Below are 1,745 nucleotides of genomic sequence, written 5' to 3' on the forward strand. Positions count from 1 at the left end.
TCGCGGCTGATATAACTGATTTTGTCTCCCTGCCAGTCCTTATCCAGGATGACAACCGCACCGGCAAAGAAAGCACCTGACGGTTTCTGTTTCTCATTCGCCGGTACAAACCAGTCCGGTAAATCGAATCCAATCCGCCCACGAATGAATGCAACATGATCAGCCCACTCAGGCCACCATGTTTCACTCGTCGCCGCTTTCAGCAGGAAAACATACCGGCCACCTTTCTCACGCATAGACTTTGCGTATTCCATGATATGAACCATCCCTGTTACGGCCTGTTTGCCATGATAGGTTGCACGGGAATATGGTGGGTTGCCGTATGCTGCCCCGCCCAGCTCTTTCAGTTTTTCTGACCAGTCCTGAGTCAGTGCGTTATCTTCGGCGGTGTAATAGTACGGGCATTTACTGTTCTGGCCATCCGTAAACAGGTCGAGGGTAAACGGGCCGAACTTGGCGTTGATACCCCAATACAGCGGATCTGGCGACCGCCACTGGTCACCGACCTCTTTCAACATATGAGCTGGTTTATTACGCAGTTCTTCCAGTTCAATCACGTAATCTGAGCGCAGATCCTGGGTTTCCGGCAGCGCGGCAAGGATACGCTCACCAATCCAGCGCATAACCGGTACCGCCATGCTGTTACCGATAGCGCGATAACGTGGACCATCCGGGCAGTCAGCAGCATCTTTACCGCGCCAGCTGATTTTGGTGTGGTTATCGGGGAATCCCTGTAATCGCTCACACTCGACAGGGGTCAAACGGCGAACGGTCATGGTGTTAAAGTCCGCTATATTTCTTTCCTGTCCACGCCCACCGCCTGCGGGTGATGTCAGGGCATATGCTAATTCACCGCCGATTTCTAAATTACGGCCGTCGTCCCTGCCTCTTTCCTGGAATGAAACTACTGCCGGATATCCCTGCCCCGGCTTTCCACCGCCTGTAGATAAAGGCCCGACTATCTGACCGTCACCACCCTGCAGCCTGATTTCTCCCTGGCTGTTTTCTGCAAATGAAATACAGGCATTTTCCTGCCCGTGGTTACGTCCCAGCGTGTGCGCCAGTTCGTGATTTACATCCGGATCCTGGGTGCCGTGTACTGCAAAAGTATCAGTATCAAAATCTAATCGGGCGCCATGTGCTGTACAGGTAGTGGCAACTTTGATTTCACCGGAAGTATTACCCCCACCGAATGCAATCAGATGTCCGGCCTGTGCCTGGTTGTCGTCTGCGCCTGTTGCACCAACGCCGTTTTTAGTAAGAGCGGCAACTGTCTGCCCCGTTTCTCCGCACGGCGTAATATCCCCGTGCATGCTGTCGTACTCAAAAAGTATTTCTGCGGGACAGATGTCTGTTCGAGCACTTGCGACAACGAACACACGACGGCGGCGCTGCGCGACTCCGAAATATTGAGCATCGAGGATCCGCCACGCGATAGTTCTTTTGGGTCCAGACACATAACCAACGTTTGTCCATTTTTCCCCTGTCGGCTTGAGTTCTTCACTTTCTCCGGCAAGTCCTGCAAGGAAGCAACCAAAGGCGTTATCTTTGCTGCTGAGCACACCGGGGACGTTTTCCCAGACAATGATTGCCGGTTGCTCACCGTTTTGTTCTCTTTTTTCATCAATGCTGTCCGCTAATTCAACGTAAGAAAGGGTTAATTGTCCGCGTTCGTCACTCAGGCCACCGCGTAATCCGGCAACACTGAATGCCTGACACGGTGTACCACCCACCAGCAGATCCGG

1 protein-coding gene is annotated in these 1,745 nt (G+C 52.8%); it reads right to left on the reverse strand.

The genetic code is table 11. The features are described 5' to 3' along the window. The coding region (locus tag HMPREF3119_RS19860) for a phage N-6-adenine-methyltransferase (protein WP_070580060.1) at positions 1–1,745 on the reverse strand (1,745 nt) is incomplete at both ends.

Origin of the sequence: Morganella sp. HMSC11D09 (genome assembly GCF_001807955.1) — a bacterium.
GTDB lineage: Bacteria > Pseudomonadota > Gammaproteobacteria > Enterobacterales > Enterobacteriaceae > Morganella > Morganella morganii.